Origin of the sequence: Leclercia sp. LTM14, assembly GCF_023736175.1 — a bacterium.
In the GTDB taxonomy this organism is placed as follows: domain Bacteria; phylum Pseudomonadota; class Gammaproteobacteria; order Enterobacterales; family Enterobacteriaceae; genus Enterobacter; species Enterobacter barmai.
This window is the reverse complement of the sequence record NZ_JAIKTT010000001.1, coordinates 150,430-165,778: the sequence shown is the minus strand read 5'-3', so window position 1 is coordinate 165,778 and position 15,349 is coordinate 150,430. Positions and strand designations below refer to the sequence as shown.

17 protein-coding genes are annotated in these 15,349 nt (G+C 57.6%); 10 read left to right on the top strand and 7 right to left on the bottom strand.

The annotated features are described in order from the left end of the window. Window positions 1-120: 120 nt before the first annotated feature. Complete coding sequence (gene pth / locus K5I40_RS00760; RefSeq protein ID WP_223073914.1) at window positions 121-705, bottom strand: aminoacyl-tRNA hydrolase; 585 nt, start codon at window positions 703-705, stop codon at window positions 121-123. 274 nt (window positions 706-979) lie between these two features. On the opposite strand from pth, the gene ychH reads away from it, so the two are divergent. Together ychH and K5I40_RS00750 are read left to right on the top strand one after the other, a co-directional pair. Further along, a complete protein-coding gene (gene ychH / locus K5I40_RS00755; RefSeq protein WP_039030722.1) occupies window positions 980-1,255 on the top strand; it encodes a stress-induced protein YchH in 276 nt (91 codons plus the stop codon). Between the two features lie 114 nt (window positions 1,256-1,369). Further along, window positions 1,370-2,413, top strand: coding sequence for a MerR family transcriptional regulator (locus K5I40_RS00750; RefSeq protein WP_223073915.1), 1,044 nt, complete (start codon window positions 1,370-1,372; stop codon window positions 2,411-2,413). On the opposite strand, the gene dauA is transcribed toward K5I40_RS00750, so the two are convergent. From dauA to lolB, 4 genes are all read right to left on the bottom strand, one after another. Further along, on the bottom strand, window positions 2,399-4,075 hold the full coding sequence (gene dauA / locus K5I40_RS00745) for a C4-dicarboxylic acid transporter DauA (RefSeq protein WP_223073916.1): 1,677 nt from the start codon (window positions 4,073-4,075) through the stop codon (window positions 2,399-2,401). The genes K5I40_RS00750 and dauA overlap by 15 nt on opposite strands. 120 nt (window positions 4,076-4,195) lie before the next feature. Further along, window positions 4,196-5,143, bottom strand: coding sequence for a ribose-phosphate diphosphokinase (gene prs / locus K5I40_RS00740; RefSeq protein WP_003856663.1), 948 nt, complete (start codon window positions 5,141-5,143; stop codon window positions 4,196-4,198). 124 nt (window positions 5,144-5,267) lie between these two features. Next, window positions 5,268-6,137 carry a 4-(cytidine 5'-diphospho)-2-C-methyl-D-erythritol kinase gene (gene ispE / locus K5I40_RS00735; protein WP_138369268.1) on the bottom strand — a complete coding sequence of 290 codons (870 nt, stop codon included), beginning with the start codon at window positions 6,135-6,137 and terminating at the stop codon, window positions 5,268-5,270. After that, a complete protein-coding gene (gene lolB, locus K5I40_RS00730; protein ID WP_039030719.1) occupies window positions 6,134-6,745 on the bottom strand; it encodes a lipoprotein insertase outer membrane protein LolB in 612 nt (203 codons plus the stop codon). The genes ispE and lolB overlap by 4 nt, the downstream gene beginning before the upstream one ends. A 221-nt stretch (window positions 6,746-6,966) precedes the next feature. Between lolB and hemA the strand changes: the two genes are divergently transcribed. From hemA to kdsA, 6 genes are read left to right on the top strand one after another with little or no spacing between them, the layout of a single operon-like run. Further along, window positions 6,967-8,223: a glutamyl-tRNA reductase gene (gene hemA / locus K5I40_RS00725; protein ID WP_039030718.1), complete on the top strand. Its 1,257-nt coding sequence runs from the start codon at window positions 6,967-6,969 to the stop codon at window positions 8,221-8,223. Between the two features lie 42 nt (window positions 8,224-8,265). After that, on the top strand, window positions 8,266-9,348 hold the full coding sequence (gene prfA, locus K5I40_RS00720; protein ID WP_138369267.1) for a peptide chain release factor 1: 1,083 nt from the start codon (window positions 8,266-8,268) through the stop codon (window positions 9,346-9,348). Further along, window positions 9,348-10,181 (top strand): peptide chain release factor N(5)-glutamine methyltransferase, encoded by an 834-nt coding sequence (prmC, locus tag K5I40_RS00715; RefSeq protein ID WP_223073917.1) that lies wholly within the window; start codon window positions 9,348-9,350, stop codon window positions 10,179-10,181. The genes prfA and prmC overlap by 1 nt, the downstream gene beginning before the upstream one ends. Continuing rightward, entirely contained in the window at window positions 10,174-10,566 is a 393-nt protein-coding gene (gene sirB2 / locus K5I40_RS00710; RefSeq protein WP_223073918.1) for an invasion regulator SirB2, read from the top strand. Before prmC ends, sirB2 begins: the two co-directional genes overlap by 8 nt. 3 nt (window positions 10,567-10,569) lie before the next feature. After that, complete coding sequence (gene sirB1 / locus K5I40_RS00705; protein WP_039030714.1) at window positions 10,570-11,379, top strand: invasion regulator SirB1; 810 nt, start codon at window positions 10,570-10,572, stop codon at window positions 11,377-11,379. Window positions 11,380-11,415: 36 nt separating this feature from the next. Next, entirely contained in the window at window positions 11,416-12,270 is an 855-nt protein-coding gene (gene kdsA, locus K5I40_RS00700; RefSeq protein WP_039030713.1) for a 3-deoxy-8-phosphooctulonate synthase, read from the top strand. Window positions 12,271-12,383: 113 nt separating this feature from the next. On the opposite strand, the gene chaA is transcribed toward kdsA, so the two are convergent. Then, entirely contained in the window at window positions 12,384-13,484 is a 1,101-nt protein-coding gene (chaA, locus tag K5I40_RS00695; protein WP_039030712.1) for a sodium-potassium/proton antiporter ChaA, read from the bottom strand. 268 nt (window positions 13,485-13,752) lie between these two features. On the opposite strand from chaA, the gene chaB reads away from it, so the two are divergent. Beyond that, a complete protein-coding gene (gene chaB / locus K5I40_RS00690) occupies window positions 13,753-13,983 on the top strand; it encodes a putative cation transport regulator ChaB (RefSeq protein ID WP_039030711.1) in 231 nt (76 codons plus the stop codon). Between the two features lie 194 nt (window positions 13,984-14,177). Further along, a complete protein-coding gene (locus tag K5I40_RS00685) occupies window positions 14,178-14,873 on the top strand; it encodes a gamma-glutamylcyclotransferase (RefSeq protein ID WP_039030710.1) in 696 nt (231 codons plus the stop codon). A 38-nt stretch (window positions 14,874-14,911) separates the two neighbouring features. Here the strand turns inward: K5I40_RS00685 and K5I40_RS00680 are convergent, their stop codons facing one another. Next, window positions 14,912-15,154, bottom strand: coding sequence for a DUF1883 domain-containing protein (locus tag K5I40_RS00680; RefSeq protein ID WP_039030709.1), 243 nt, complete (start codon window positions 15,152-15,154; stop codon window positions 14,912-14,914). Window positions 15,155-15,349: the final 195 nt, after the last annotated feature.

Here is a 15,349-nt window from a genome sequence, read left to right as displayed (position 1 = left end):
ATCACCTTAATATCTTGATATTCAACGCGTTAACATTAACGAGTCGAAGAAAAGTAAAAAACTACGCCTATTATACACGTAAGCCGCAGCCTGCGGGGCAAAAAAGGCGTTTCGCGCCGGTTATTGCGCTTTGAAAGCGTGAAGACGGTTAGTGGCTTTGGTTAAGCCATCCTGCAGCCAGATCTCGGTGCAACGCGCCGCTTCGTCTACCGCTTCGTCGATCAGTTTCTGCTCGGAAACCGGGGGTTTACCGAGGACAAAACCGACAACTTTGTTTTTATCGCCCGGATGGCCAATCCCCACGCGTAAGCGGTGGAAGCTGGGGTTATTGCCCAGTTTGCTGATGATGTCTTTCAGGCCGTTATGCCCGCCGTGGCCGCCGCCCAGTTTGAATTTAGCCACGCCCGGCGGCAGATCCAGTTCGTCGTGCGCCACCAGGATTTCATCCGGGTTGATGCGATAAAAGGTCGCCATTGCGGCAACGGCCTTACCGCTTAAATTCATAAACGTGGTCGGCACCAGCAGACGCACATCGGCTCCGGCCAGGTTAATGCGTGAGGTAAACCCGTAGAATTTAGGTTCTTCACGCAGGGGAGCGCGCAACCGCTCGGCCAGCAGATCGACATACCATGCGCCCGCATTATGGCGGGTGGCCGCATATTCCGCGCCGGGGTTGGCCAGGCCGACAATCAGTTTAATCGTCACGTTTTTGTTCCTGAAAGTGCTAAGACTGGCGCGTAGTGTACTGTCTGCCGCGTCGGTTGACAAAATTCTGCGTGCAGCCACGTAAAAGCTGAATAATACCGCCTTTGAACCATTAGAATTTCATGCTACTCAAAGGCTTATTTGTAAAGTTTTGTTGCACTGAAGTACGTATTTGTGATCGCTCACGCACTCCGCAAAAAGGGTGTTGTCTATACTTTACACACAAGGATTAGGGAGATTATTCCCTGACAACCCAAAGTTCCGGAGGTGACATATGAAACGCAAAAACGCTTCGCTACTCGGTAACGTGCTGATGGGGTTGGGATTAGTCGTCATGGTTGTCGGCGTCGGTTATTCCATTTTAAACCAGCTTCCGCAACTTGACCTGCCGCAATACTTCGCGCATGGCGCGGTGCTCAGCATCTTCCTGGGTGCGGTGCTGTGGCTCGCGGGGGCTCGCGTCAGCGGCCACGAGCAGGTTTGCGACAGATACTGGTGGGTGCGCCACTACGATAAACGCTGCCGTCGCGATCAGCATAAGCACAGTTAACCTGCGACAGCGCGAAAAGCGGTTTCTTCGGAAGCCGTTTTTTGCCTTTTTCCTTGACCCTCACGTAACGTAAGGCTCCAGAGTGACCGTGATGGCGAGATAAAAGGAGCAGCAATGTTAATCCAGGTTGGCCTGTTGGCGAAGAGAGCGGGGATCACCGTTCGCACGTTGCACCACTATGAGCAAACCGGCTTGCTGCTTCCCTCCGCCAGAAGTGCGGCAGGTTACCGTCTTTATACCCTCGCGGATGTACAGCGGCTGCACCGAATCCAGGTGCTGGCCAAAGCGGGGCTGGAACTTGCCGAAATCAAAGAGATTCTCGATCGGGATCTCCGCTCCATGGTGGACGTACTGAGTGTGCAAATCGCCCTGCTGGATAAACAGCTGCGCGGCATACAGACGCTGCGCGAACAGCTGATGGGCCTGCGTGGCGCGATGGCCGCAGGGGCAGAGCCCGATCTGGAATCCTGGTTACAAACTCTGGAGTTAATGACGATGTACGATCGCTGGTTCAGTAAAGAAGAGTTACAGGCATTACCCTTTGCGCAGCAGAGTGACGCCCTGTCCGGGATCTGGGCCGGGCTGGTGGCGGAAGTGCAAAGCCTGCTGGCGGAAAAGGTGGACGTTGCCGACCCGCGCGCCACCGATCTGGCGACGCGCTGGATGACGCAGCTTGAGCAGGATACCGCGAGCAATCCGGCCTTCCTGACCCGGCTGAATGAGATGCATAGCGTGGAACCACAAATGCGTGAGCAGACGGGGATCAACGCTGAAATTCTGGATTTCATCACCCGGGCGTTTGCCGAGAGCAAGCTGGCAATCTGGGCGCGCTACCTGACGCCCGAGGAGATGGCGTTTACCCGCGCGCACTATTTTGATCGCATGATGGAGTGGCCGGCGCTGGTGGCAAAACTGCATCAGGCGAGCCGGGACGGCGTGAGTGCAGATAGCCCGGAAGCCCAGCGGCTGGCAGAGAACTGGCTGGAGCTGTTCCAGTCTTACGCCGGAACACACCCCGCGACCCAGCAAAAATTCCGCCTTGCCATGCAGCAGGAGCCGCATCTGATGAAGGGCACCTGGATGACGCCTGCAGTGCTTGAGTGGCTCCAGCAGGCGATCGGGATCATGATGCAGCGGCGGATGTCACAGATCCGCTAACGCAGCGTCGCGGTTCGGATAGAACGCCAGACGACCCGCAATAGGTTGAACCCCTGCGCGCGCCATCGTGCGCAGGGGCTGGAACTCGAGATTGGTGACCCGCAGCTCACAGCCTTCCGGCAGACGTTGCACAAAACGCTGGAAGGCGTCCAGCCCACCGGCATCCAGTACCGGCACCGCGTCCCACTTCAGCACCACGATGCGTTTGCCCGCGATGCGCGACTCCAGTTCGCTGAACAGCCCTTCGGCGGCTGCAAAGAACAGCGGGCCGATCACCCGCAGCACCAGCACGTCATCCGGCACCGTAACGTTCACTGTCGCCAGACGGGTCATGCGGGCGATACGGCGCATAAACAGCAGCGATGCCAGCACAATCCCGACGCTTATCGCAATCACCATATCAAACAGCACCGTCAGCGACATGCAGATCAGCATCACGATGATGTCGTCCTTCGGCGCGCGGCGCAGCAGGTTGACCACTTTATGCGCCTCGCTCATGTTCCATGCCACCATCAGCAGCAGGGCGGCCATGGCGGAGAGCGGCAGCCAGGAGAGCAGCGGCGCCAGCACCAGCAGGGCGAGGATCACCAGTATCGAGTGGATCACCGCCGAGACCGGCGAGGTGGCACCCGCACGCACGTTGGCTGCCGAGCGAGCGATGGCCGCCGTGGCGGTGATCCCGCCGAAGAACGGCGCGATAAGGTTGCCCAGCCCCTGACCGACCAGTTCGCTGTTGGCTTTATGTTTGGTGCCGGTCATCCCGTCCAGCACCACGGCGCAGAGCAGGGACTCAATCGCCCCCAGCATCGCCATAGAAAAAGCGGCAGGCAGCAGGGCACGCAGGGAGTCCCAGCTTAAGGTAAAGCTGGAACCGGGCATGTCCCACGGCAGTACCAGTTGAGGCAGAAGCTGCGGGATGCCATTACCCTGCGAACCATCGGCCAGAACATAGTGGAACTGTGAGCCAATCGTCGCGACATGGCCGCCCAGCAGATTGACCACCCCCATCACCGCGCAGCCCAGCAGCAGGGCGGGCAGGTGGCCCGGCAGGCGGATACCCAGCCGTGGCCAGAGGATCAGCGTGCTCAGCGTCACCACGCCGATCGCGGCATCGCCGGGGTTGGCGGTCGGCAGCGCCATCACCAGCGCGCCTACTTTTTGCAGGTAGTGTTCCGGTACGTGGGCCATCTGCAGGCCAAGGAAATCCTTAATCTGCATGGTCCCGATGGTAATGCCGATCCCGGAGGTAAAGCCGAGGGTGACGGAAAGCGGGATGTACTCAATCAGCCTGCCAAAGCGCGCCAGGCCGAACAGAATCAAAAATACCCCGGACATCAGGGTCGCCACCAGCAAACCGGCAAGGCCGAACTGCTGAGAAACCGGATAGAGGATCACCACGAAGGCTGCGGTCGGCCCGGAGACGCTAAAGCGTGACCCGCCGGTCAGGGCAATGACAATCCCGGCAACGGCGGCGGTGTACAGGCCATACTGCGGCGCCACGCCGCTGCCAATAGCCAGCGCCATCGCCAGCGGAATCGCAATAATGCCGACCGTAATCCCGGCGATCAGGTCACGGGTAAACCGCGACAGAGTGTATTTCTCTTTCCAGCAGGCGTCGATGAGGGCGCGGAAGGGAAGAACATGAGAGGAAGCGTTTTTCACAATCATTATCCAGTTGCGCATCATCTGTCATATCAATGGCAGGTGAAGGAGGCATTAATCATACAAATAAATGCTACAGACAAAAAAACCCGCCGTAGCGGGTTTTCAGACTGCGGCCGATTAGTGTTCGAACATCGCAGAGATGGATTCTTCGTTGCTGATACGACGAATCGCTTCGGCCAGCATCCCGGACAGAGTCAAAGTACGCACGTTTGGCAGCGCTTTGATTTCGTCGCTCAGTGGGATGGTGTCGCAGACGACAACTTCGTCAATGACGGAGTTGCGCAGGTTGTTTACAGCATTGCCGGAGAAGATCGGGTGAGTTGCGTAGGCGAACACGCGTTTAGCACCACGCTCTTTCAGCGCTTCGGCGGCTTTGCACAGAGTGCCGCCGGTGTCGATCATGTCGTCAACCAGCACGCAGTCACGGCCAGCGACGTCACCGATGATGTGCATCACCTGAGAAACGTTAGCGCGTGGACGGCGTTTGTCGATGATCGCCATGTCGGTGTCATTCAGCAGTTTGGCGATAGCGCGAGCGCGAACCACGCCGCCGATGTCCGGAGAAACCACAATCGGGTTGTCCAGGTTCAGCTGCAGCATGTCTTCCAGCAGGATTGGGCTGCCGAATACGTTATCAACCGGAACATCAAAGAAGCCCTGGATCTGCTCGGCATGCAGGTCAACCGTCAGAACACGGTCAACGCCTACGCTTGAGAGGAAGTCAGCAACAACTTTTGCGGTAATTGGCACACGTGCGGAACGGACGCGACGGTCCTGACGGGCATAGCCAAAGTAAGGGATTACAGCAGTGATACGGCCAGCGGAAGCACGGCGCAGGGCATCGACCATGACAACCAGTTCCATCAGGTTGTCGTTAGTTGGAGCACAGGTGGACTGGATGATGAAAATATCACCACCGCGTACATTTTCGTTAATTTGTACGCTGACTTCGCCATCGCTAAAGCGACCTACGGCGGCGTCGCCAAGAGAAGTGTACAGGCGGTTGGCAATACGTTGTGCTAGTTCCGGGGTGGCGTTACCAGCAAAAAGCTTCATATCAGGCACGAGAAGAACCTCAGGCATGCGTCCAGTGGTGGATAGTGTCGCCGAAAACTGTGCGGGCCAGGCGAACGCTATCCAGGCGGTGTATTAAAGAGCGCGATGCAACGTCTGGAACAGGGTGACGTTGTCACCGAAACTCAGATTGCGCCAGAATGGCCTGCTGTAGCGGGGAGATGTTCATACCACGCGCTACGAAACCATGCAGCCACTCTGGAGCCAGCTCGAGCACCTGACGTGCGGCGGATTCCGTATCAAATTCAGCAAAGACACAGGCTCCTGTGCCAGTCAGGCGCGACGGCGCGTATTCTAACAGCCAGGAAAGCGCGACATCAACCTCGCGAAAACGTTTTCTTGCGATAACCTCGCAATCGTTGCTGAATTCACAGTTTAATAACGTTTCTATTGACCGGGCCGGGGTATCGCGTGGAAGGTCCGGATCCTTAAAGATAATCGGGGTGGGGATGCTGACACCCGGGTGGGCCACCAGATACCATTTTTCGGCAGGTTCTGCCGGGGAGAGGATCTCGCCCACCCCTTCGGCAAAGGCGGCATGCCCCCGGACAAACACCGGCACGTCGGCTCCTAGCGTCAGCCCGAGCGCGGCCAGTTCATCCACCGAAAGTCCGCAGCCCCACAGGTGATTGAGCACCACCAGGACGGTGGCGGCATTTGACGACCCGCCGCCCAGCCCGCCGCCCATCGGCAGGCGTTTCTCGACGCTGATATCCGCGCCGCTGCCCGCAGGCAGGCGTCCGCTCTGCTGCGCCGCAGCCATCAGCAGCCGGGCGGCGCGGACGATCAGGTTATCTTCATCTGCCACGCCCTCCACCGGGGTGAGCAGACGGATCTGCCCATCCTGACGGAGTTCAATCGAAATCGTGTCGCCGTAGTCGACAAACTGAAACAGCGTCTGCAGGGTGTGATAGCCGTCAGCCCGCTGGCCGGTGATGTATAAAAACAGGTTCAGTTTTGCCGGTGAAGGCCAGTGGGTCATCATTTGACAATCCAGTTATCCATCTTCAGCTTGATGCGCTGGCCGCCTTCGGTCAGTTCCAGGCTGGACGGCAGAGCCGGTTTGGTGTTGCTGTCGTAGCCGCCGTAAACCACGTGCCAGTTTTTGCCGTTCTGGCTGTAGTTTACTTCGCTCAGACGATACTGGTCGTCGAGTTTGTAATCGGTGGCGTCGCCCGGCAGGCCGAGGATCCACTGGCGCAGGCTGGTGATCGGAATAGGCATTCCGGTCAGCTTGCCGATCATCTCTTCGGCATCGGTGCCGGTATATTTCTGCCCTTTATTGTCGGTGATTTGCGCGCTGCCTGGCTGAGCAATCAGCTCCATCTCGGTGCTCCCCACCGGATTGAGCAGCAGCAGGCGATAGCGATCCTGGCCGGTCTGCTGCCAGAAGAAGCGGGCGTACACTTTCTGCTGATCCGACAGATAAGCAAAAGCACCGCGGGTCTGGTACTGGCTTAAACCGCGCACCTCTTGCTGGTGCTGACGCCACTGCGGCGAGTCGGGGCTTTTGCCTGGCCCTTTGGGCGGCGTAATGGAACATGCGGTAAGCACCAGCGCGGCGAGGGGCAGCAGGCGAATCAGTCTGGTCATAATGAGGACAAATCCTTGAGATACGTGGCAGTTATATCGCTTAATGCTAGCGCCCGGTAGCGGCAGCGTCTACGCTCAAGTTGTCTTAAAACTTGAATTTAACCGTTAATAACAACTAATAACCTATTACTCCGAAAGGGGGCAGTCTCTTTTATTGATCTCGCGCATCCTGTATGATGCGGCCTGCTAACCTTATTAACGCTGGTACTACTCCCGCTCATATGACCCTTTTAGCACTCGGTATTAACCACAAAACGGCCCCGGTTTCACTGCGAGAACGCGTCACGTTTTCGCCGGACACGCTCGACCAGGCGCTGGAAAGTCTGCTTGCCCAGCCAATGGTGCAGGGGGGCGTGGTGCTGTCGACGTGCAACCGTACTGAGCTCTATCTCAGCGTGGAAGAGCAGGATAACCTGCACGAAGCGCTGATCCGCTGGCTATGCGAATACCACAATCTGAACGAAGAAGAGCTGCGCAACAGCCTGTACTGGCATCAGGATAACGATGCGGTCAGCCACCTGATGCGCGTGGCCAGCGGCCTTGACTCGCTGGTTCTGGGTGAACCGCAGATCCTCGGGCAGGTTAAAAAAGCCTTTGCCGACTCGCAAAAAGGCCATCTTAAGGCCAGCGAGCTGGAGCGCATGTTCCAGAAATCCTTCTCCGTCGCCAAGCGAGTGCGAACCGAAACCGACATTGGCGCCAGTGCCGTTTCCGTTGCGTTTGCCGCCTGTACTCTGGCGCGCCAAATCTTTGAATCCCTCTCGACGGTCTCCGTGCTGCTGGTCGGCGCGGGTGAAACCATCGAGCTGGTCGCGCGTCATCTGCGCGAGCACAAAGTGAAGAAGATGATTATCGCCAACCGCACCCGTGAACGCGCCCAGGCGCTGGCGGATGAGGTGGGCGCGGAAGTGATCGCCCTGAGCGACATCGACGCCCGTCTGAACGAGGCGGATATCATCATCAGCTCCACCGCCAGCCCGCTGCCGATTATCGGCAAAGGCATGGTAGAACGCGCCCTTAAGTCCCGCCGCAACCAGCCGATGCTGCTGGTGGACATCGCCGTACCGCGTGATGTCGAACCGGAAGTCGGCAAGCTGGCGAACGCCTATCTGTACAGCGTGGACGATCTGCAGAGCATCATTTCCCACAACCTCGCCCAGCGTAAAGCGGCGGCGGTGCAGGCCGAAACGATTGTCGAGCAGGAAACCAGCGAATTTATGGCCTGGCTGCGCGCGCAAAGCGTCAGCGAGACCATTCGCGAATACCGCGGTCAGGCGGAACAGGTTCGTAATGAACTCACTGCCAAAGCGATGGCGGCCCTGGAACAGGGCGGCGATCCGCAGGTCATCATGCAGGAACTGGCATGGAAACTGACCAACCGTCTGATCCATGCCCCAACCAAATCACTTCAACAGGCTGCCCGTGACGGGGACGACGAACGCCTGAACATTCTGCGCGACAGCCTCGGGCTGGAATAGCGCGCCATACCCATTTTATAATTAAAAGGTGCACTTACGCCTATGAAGCCCTCTATCGTCGCCAAACTGGAAGCGCTGCACGAGCGCCATGAAGAAGTTCAGGCGTTGCTCGGCGATGCCGCGACCATTGCCGACCAGGAACGTTTCCGCGCCCTGTCGCGCGAATATGCACAGTTAAGCGATGTTTCGCGCTGCTTTACCGACTGGCAACAGGTTCAGGAAGATATCGAAACCGCGCAGATGATGCTCGACGACCCGGAAATGCGCGAGATGGCGCAGGAAGAGTTGCAGGAAGCGAAAGTCCGCTCTGAAGAGATGGAGCAGCAGCTTCAGGTGCTGTTGCTGCCAAAAGATCCGGACGATGAGCGTAACGCCTTTGTCGAAGTCCGCGCCGGCACCGGCGGGGATGAAGCGGCCCTGTTTGCCGGCGATCTGTTCCGCATGTACAGCCGCTACGCCGAGTCGCGTCGCTGGCGCGTGGAGATCATGAGCGCCAACGAAGGCGAGCATGGCGGCTATAAAGAAGTGATCGCCAAAATCAGCGGCGACGGGGTGTACGGTCGTCTGAAGTTTGAGTCCGGCGGTCATCGCGTTCAGCGCGTACCGGCCACCGAGTCACAGGGCCGTATCCATACTTCCGCCTGCACTGTGGCGGTTATGCCCGAGCTGCCGGAAGCCGAACTGCCGGATATCAACCCGGCGGATCTGCGCATCGATACCTTCCGCTCGTCCGGCGCGGGTGGTCAGCACGTTAACACCACCGACTCCGCGATCCGAATTACCCACCTGCCAACCGGCATTGTGGTGGAGTGTCAGGACGAACGTTCCCAGCACAAAAACAAGGCCAAAGCGCTGTCGGTGCTGGGTGCGCGTATCCATGCCGCAGAGATGGCAAAACGCCAGCAGGCGGAAGCCTCAACCCGTCGTAACCTGCTGGGCAGCGGCGATCGCAGCGATCGCAACCGCACCTACAACTTCCCGCAGGGGCGCGTGACCGATCACCGCATCAACCTGACCCTCTATCGTCTGGATGAGACCATGGAAGGCAAACTGGATTCGCTGATCGAGCCTATCGTGCAGGAGTACCAGGCCGATCAGCTGGCGGCGCTGGCAGAGCAGGATTAATGGATTTTCAGCACTGGTTACAGCAGGCGATAACGACGCTGGCGGGCGGCGATAGCCCCCGTCGCGATGCGGAGATCCTGCTGGAGCACGTGACCGGCAAACCACGCACCTTTCTTCTCGCCTTTGGTGAAACCGAGCTCACCGCCGATCAGCAGGCGCAGCTTGATGCTCTCCTGGCCCGGCGTAAAACCGGCGAGCCGGTGGCGCACCTGGTGGGCGAGCGTGAGTTCTGGTCGCTGCCGCTGTATGTCTCTGCCGCCACGCTGATCCCCCGTCCCGACACCGAATGTCTGGTGGAGCAGGCGCTGGCCAGATTGCCCGCCACGCCTGCGCGCATTCTCGATTTAGGCACCGGCACCGGGGCTATCGCTCTGGCGCTGGCCAGCGAGCGTCCGGACTGTCAGGTGACGGCGGTGGACGTGATGCCCGACGCGGTGGCGCTGGCACAGCGTAACCTTGAGCGTCTGGGGCTTAAAAACGTGACGGTGCGACAGAGCAGCTGGTTTGCGGCCCTCGCTGACCAGCAGTTTGAGACCATCGTCAGCAACCCGCCCTATATTGATGAATGCGATCCGCACCTCGGCGAGGGCGACGTGCGTTTTGAACCGCGCAGCGCGCTGGTTGCAGCGGATCAGGGCCTTGCGGATCTCAGCCATATTATCATCCAGTCTCGTCAACATCTGGTGAGCGGCGGCTGGCTGCTGCTGGAACATGGCTGGACCCAGGGCGAACCGGTGCGTAACCTCTTCCGGCAGGCCGGTTTTACCCAGGTTGAAACCTGTCGCGACTATGGCGGTAATGAGCGCCTGACCCTTGGCAAATGGCATGAATAGCTTTTCTCTACTCATCACCCTGCATCTGACGGCAGTCACCCTGACCGTCAGTTTTTTTGCGCTGCGTTACTGGTGGCGTTACAGCAGTAATGCCCTAATCAACGCGCGCTGGGTGAGGGTGCTGCCGCACTGCATCGACACCGTGCTGTTTCTCTCCGGCGCGGGTCTGATGTGGATAACGGGCTATCTGCCATTTACAGATGAAGGCTCATGGCTGACTGAAAAGCTGTTTGGCGTTATCATCTACATCGTTTTGGGTTTTATTGCGCTGGGGCGTCATCGTCAGCGCAGCCAGCAGGTGGGGTTTATTGCCTTTCTGCTGGGGCTGGTGGTGCTGTACATCATCATTAAACTCGCCACCACAAGAATACCGATACTGGGGTAAGTCATGAGGTCCTTGGCCGATTTCGAATTTAACAAAGTGCCGCTGTGCGATGGGATGATTAAGGTATCAGAATTGATCCGCGATGATTTCATTTCGCAGTATGTCTATGACGAGCTGGAGCAGCTGGTGAGTCTGGCGCGTGAAGAGATTAATCAGGCGCGCCCTCAGGACTGGCAACTGGAAAAACTGATTGAGCTTTTCTATGGCGAGTGGGGCTTTTGCGATACGCGCGGCGTGTATCGCCTCTCCGACGCGCTGTGGCTCGATCAGGTACTGAAAAACCGTCAGGGCAGCGCCGTCTCCCTGGGGGCGATTTTATTATGGGTGGCGCACCGTCTGGATATCCCGCTGGTGCCGGTCATCTTCCCGACGCAGATGCTGCTGCGCGCCGAGTGGCTCGACGGTGAAATGTGGTTAATCAACCCGTTCAATGGCGAGACCCTCGACGACCATACGCTGGATGTCTGGCTGAAGGGCAACATCAGTCCGATGGCGGAGCTGTACAACGAAGATCTGGATGAAGCGGATAACGCCGAGGTGATCCGCAAGCTGCTGGACACCCTGAAGTCGGCGCTGATGGAAGAGCGGCAGATGGAGCTGGCGCTGCGTGCCAGTGAGGTGCTGCTGCAGTTTAACCCGGAAGATCCGTATGAGATCCGCGACCGCGGTCTGATCTACGTCCAGCTTGAGTGCGACCACGTTGCGCTGAATGATTTGAGTTATTTTGTTGAGCAGTGTCCGGAAGATCCGATCAGCGAAATGATCCGCGCGCAGATTAATTCCATCGCGCACAAACAGATTACACTGCATTAATCTTAATTCCGATTCACCCCTGAATAAGGCGATCCTATGAAACAAAAAGTGGTTAGCATTGGCGATATCAACGTGGCGAACGACCTGCCGTTCGTGCTGTTCGGCGGCATGAACGTTCTGGAATCCCGCGACCTCGCGATGCGTATCTGCGAACATTACGTGACCGTGACCCAGAAGCTGGGCATTCCGTACGTGTTCAAAGCCTCTTTTGACAAAGCCAACCGCTCCTCCATTCACTCTTACCGTGGCCCGGGCCTGGAAGAGGGGATGAAGATTTTCCAGGAGCTGAAGCAGACTTTTGGCGTAAAAGTGATCACCGACGTCCATGAAGCCAGCCAGGCGCAGCCTGTCGCTGACGTTGTCGACGTGATCCAGCTCCCCGCGTTCCTCGCCCGTCAGACCGACCTGGTCGAAGCGATGGCGAAAACCGGTGCCGTGATCAACGTGAAAAAACCGCAGTTCGTAAGCCCAGGCCAGATGGGGAACATCGTCGATAAGTTTATCGAAGGCGGTAACGACAAAGTTATTCTGTGCGACCGTGGCGCTAACTTCGGTTACGACAACCTGGTGGTCGACATGCTGGGCTTCAGCGTGATGAAAAACGTCTCTAACCAGTCGCCGGTGATCTTCGACGTGACCCACGCCCTGCAGTGCCGCGACCCGTTTGGCGCAGCCTCCGGCGGCCGTCGTGCCCAGGTGACTGAACTGGCGCGTGCCGGTATGGCGACCGGTCTGGCGGGCCTGTTCATTGAAGCGCACCCGGATCCAGCCAACGCCAAGTGCGACGGCCCATCCGCGCTGCCGCTGGATAAGCTGGAGCCGTTCCTGAAGCAGATTAAAGCGATTGACGACCTGGTTAAGAGCTTTGAAGAGCTGGATACCAGCAACTAATAAAAACCCGCTTCGGCGGGTTTTTTTATGGGTGATTTTGCCGGGTGGCGCTGCGCTTACCCGGCCTACAAAACCCGTAGGCCCGTGCAAGCGCAGCGCCGCCGGGCGTCAGGCTACGCAAATATCGTCATTAAATACGCCGCAAACAACGCCATGTGCGCCGCACCGTTGAGCACATTGGTGCGCCCTGTTGAAAATGAAATCTGGCACAGCAGCAGCGACGCCACCATCACAATCATCTCCGGTGCGCCGAGGCTGAACTGCAGCTCGTTCCCGGTGAGGAAGGCGATCAGCGTCACCACCGGCACGGTAAGAGAGATGGTCGCCAGTACTGAACCAAAGAACAGGTTCATGGCACGCTGCACCTGGTTGTTCAGCACCGCACGCAACGCCCCCAGCCCTTCCGGGGAGAGGATCAGCAGAGCCACCAGGAAACCGGTAAAGGCCACCGGCGCGTTCATCTCGGTCAGCAGGGTTTCCAGCGGGTTCGCATTCATCTTGGTGACCGCGATCACCGCAATCAGATGCACCACCAGCCAGACCGTGTGCCACAGGCTGCTGTGCGCGGACGGCTTGCCGTGGTGCGGGTCATCGTCGTCGCTCTCATCTTCATGCTCATACACGAACAGGCTCTGGTGCGTTTTGGTCTGGATGAGCAGAAACACGCCGTACATCGCCGCGGAAATCAGCGCCACGAGCAGGGCCTGACCGGTAGTAAAATTGGCCCCCGGCAGTGCCATCGGGAACACCAGCACGATAATCGCCAGCGGGAAGAGGGCGATCAGATACTGCTTAATGCCAAACAGGTTCAAATACTGGGTGGCGAATTTGCGCCCGCCCAGCAGCAGCGAGAAGCCGACCAGCCCGCCGGTGACAATCATAATGATGGAATAGAGCGTATCGCGCATCAGCGTTGGCGCGGCGTCACCGGTCGCCATCAGGGCGGAAATAAGGCTCACTTCAAGAATAACGACGGAAAGACTTAAAATCAGGGAACCGTAGGGTTCGCCCAGGCGGTGGGCCAGCACGTCGGCATGGCGGACAACGCTAAAGGCGCTGCTCAGAATACCCACCAGGGCAAGCAAATTAATACCGATGACCACTGGCAGCGACTGACTACTTCCCCAGAAGAGCAGCACGGCCAGGGCCAGCACCGGGAAAATGAGAGACGTCTCCTTATGGCGGGTTTTCACCGCCTCGTGTGCTGTTGTCATGTATATCTCCAGAGTTGCAGGTGCTTATTATTGTAGACAGAAAAAGAGGACGTTAAATTAACAGATTACCGTTAATTTCTGCTTATCTTTTACTTAATTTTACGGTATCACTTCATTTTTACGTGAGAGCGTCATAATAAGAAGATTTTATTAAATATATTCTTAATAACAGTGAATTAAGCAATAGAATTATCCGATTATCACTTCGACTGGAAGGCTCCGGAATTGTGGACCACACTTAATAATTGATTAAAAAGAGGGGTTTGCCATGCCATACAAATCGAAAAGTGATTTACCGGATAACGTTCAGCACGTTCTGCCCGCCCACGCGCAGGATATCTACAAAGAAGCCTTCAACAGCGCCTGGGATCAGTACAAAGACAAAGAGGACCGTCGGGGCGATGACAGCCGCGAAGAGACCGCGCACAAGGTGGCCTGGGCGGCGGTGAAGCAGGATTATGAAAAGGGTGAGGATGATAAGTGGCACAAGAAGAAATAGCCGTTGCTTAGTGCGCTGTGCTTAATAGTTTGCACACTGCGCTTTGACTTTTAAGGCTCTCGACGCGCCGCTCTGTTGCACCCGGCGAGTTTATTGCATATCGTCACGGTAGCTGCTTTCTAATTGAGCAGTAAAAGGACCCGGAAGGTTCAAAAAAGTGTGCGAATGGAAGCAGGCAGTGGCGGAGGTGCAATATGTTAACGCGTGATTTTCTGATGAAGGCCGACTGTAAAACGGCCTTCGGTGCGATTGAAGAGTCGCTTTTGTGGTCAGCCGAGCAGCGAGCGGCGTCGCTGGCCGCAACCCTTGCCTGCCGTCCGGACAACGGTCCGGTCTGGCTGTTTGGCTACGGCTCCCTGATGTGGAACCCGGCGCTGGAGTTTGTCGAATCGGCAACCGGTACGCTGCCGGGCTGGCATCGCGCCTTCTGTTTGCGCCTGACCGCCGGACGCGGCAGCGCCTGTCAGCCAGGGCGCATGCTTGCACTGAAAGAGGGCGGACGCACCACGGGGGTGGCCTATCGCCTGCCGGATGCGAGCCTGGAAGAGGAGCTGGCGCTGCTGTGGAAGCGCGAGATGATCACCGGCTGCTATATGCCGAGCTGGTGTAAGCTGGAACTGGATGACGGACGTACCGTTAATGCGCTGGTGTTCATTATGGATCCGCGCCATCCGCTGTTTGAAGCCGATACCCGCGCGCAGGTCATTGCCCCGCTGATTGCCGCCGCCAGCGGCCCGCTTGGCACCAACGCGCAGTACCTCTTCTCCCTCGATCAGGAGTTAACGCGTCTGGGTATGCAGGATGATTGTCTGAATGAGCTGGTGTCGCGGGTGCGGGCCTTGCTGGATAACGCCTCGCCTGACAGCCAACTGCGTCCGGGCTTTGCCTGAAAAAACGCCCGGTGACCTTGCGCCACCGGGCTTAGTTATCAGGCTGCGACGTAGCTGATAGAGTGCTCAAGGGACTGGCTGTGGCTGTCGATGAGTACCTCCCAGGTCCCGGTGTAGGGCACCGTGAGCCAGGCGTTGTCTCTGTCCTGCACGCTTAAAATATCCGCCTGCGTTTTACGTGGTGCTTTGTTACTCATCAGATGAATATGGCAACGCTCTGAGCAGCGCACCACTACCGTATCCCCGCCAAACAACTTCAGACTTGCTTTTACCAGTGCCATTTTATTACCCCGTATCTGAAAACGACGCTCTCCTTGCGGCCAATCCTGAGCGTGATGTTGTTCACAATTCACTCATGGCATAACACCAAAGGGGAAGGTCAGGGGTGCTGATTTTGATCAAAAAATGGCATAAACCTTAAACAAAAATGACAATATGCCTGAAAGGGTTCAGCTGACGTCGCTTTACGCGGCTTT

Bases quoted from the DNA above. Each gene is read 5' to 3' on its own strand.
- prfA (WP_138369267.1), top strand. From the start codon at position 8,266: ATGAAGCCCTCTATCGTCGCCAAACTGGAAGCGCTGCACGAGCGCCAT.
- prmC (WP_223073917.1), top strand. From the start codon at position 9,348: ATGGATTTTCAGCACTGGTTACAGCAGGCGATAACGACGCTGGCGGGC.
- kdsA (WP_039030713.1), top strand. From the start codon at position 11,416: ATGAAACAAAAAGTGGTTAGCATTGGCGATATCAACGTGGCGAACGAC.
- sirB1 (WP_039030714.1), top strand. From the start codon at position 10,570: ATGAGGTCCTTGGCCGATTTCGAATTTAACAAAGTGCCGCTGTGCGAT.
- chaB (WP_039030711.1), top strand. From the start codon at position 13,753: ATGCCATACAAATCGAAAAGTGATTTACCGGATAACGTTCAGCACGTT.
- ychH (WP_039030722.1), top strand. From the start codon at position 980: ATGAAACGCAAAAACGCTTCGCTACTCGGTAACGTGCTGATGGGGTTG.
- sirB2 (WP_223073918.1), top strand. From the start codon at position 10,174: ATGAATAGCTTTTCTCTACTCATCACCCTGCATCTGACGGCAGTCACC.
- K5I40_RS00680 (WP_039030709.1), bottom strand. From the start codon at position 15,154: ATGGCACTGGTAAAAGCAAGTCTGAAGTTGTTTGGCGGGGATACGGTA.
- lolB (WP_039030719.1), bottom strand. From the start codon at position 6,745: ATGACCAGACTGATTCGCCTGCTGCCCCTCGCCGCGCTGGTGCTTACC.
- K5I40_RS00750 (WP_223073915.1), top strand. From the start codon at position 1,370: ATGTTAATCCAGGTTGGCCTGTTGGCGAAGAGAGCGGGGATCACCGTT.
- K5I40_RS00685 (WP_039030710.1), top strand. From the start codon at position 14,178: ATGTTAACGCGTGATTTTCTGATGAAGGCCGACTGTAAAACGGCCTTC.
- hemA (WP_039030718.1), top strand. From the start codon at position 6,967: ATGACCCTTTTAGCACTCGGTATTAACCACAAAACGGCCCCGGTTTCA.
- ispE (WP_138369268.1), bottom strand. From the start codon at position 6,137: ATGATGACCCACTGGCCTTCACCGGCAAAACTGAACCTGTTTTTATAC.
- chaA (WP_039030712.1), bottom strand. From the start codon at position 13,484: ATGACAACAGCACACGAGGCGGTGAAAACCCGCCATAAGGAGACGTCT.